Origin of the sequence: Streptomyces sp. GbtcB7, from assembly GCF_019091445.1 — a bacterium.
Lineage (GTDB): Bacteria > Actinomycetota > Actinomycetes > Streptomycetales > Streptomycetaceae > Streptomyces > Streptomyces mirabilis.
On the sequence record NZ_JAGXJM010000726.1, the window covers coordinates 1 to 232 of the forward strand.

Annotated in this window: 1 protein-coding gene; it reads right to left on the reverse strand. The window is 71.1% G+C overall.

The features are described from left to right. On the reverse strand, positions 1 to 232 hold a 232-nt coding region (locus KVT44_RS57360), incomplete at both ends, for a DUF4012 domain-containing protein (protein ID WP_217577243.1).

Sequence of the window (232 nt, forward strand, 5' to 3'; positions counted from 1 at the left end):
CGTGTTCTGCACGTACCGACCGATGCCGTCCCCGAGCGCTCGGACCTCGGCGGCAGGCACGGTGCCGAGCGGCTTGTCGGACGGCGAGAAGTCCGACGAGTCGCGCTGGGCTTCGAGCGAGAGAATGCCGTCCCCCGCCCGGAGCCCCAGGAACGTCCCGGTGATGCCGCCGCCGGTACGCAGTTCGGCGGTGTTCTGGAGGACGATGAGGATGCGACGGTCGCCGTCGGCC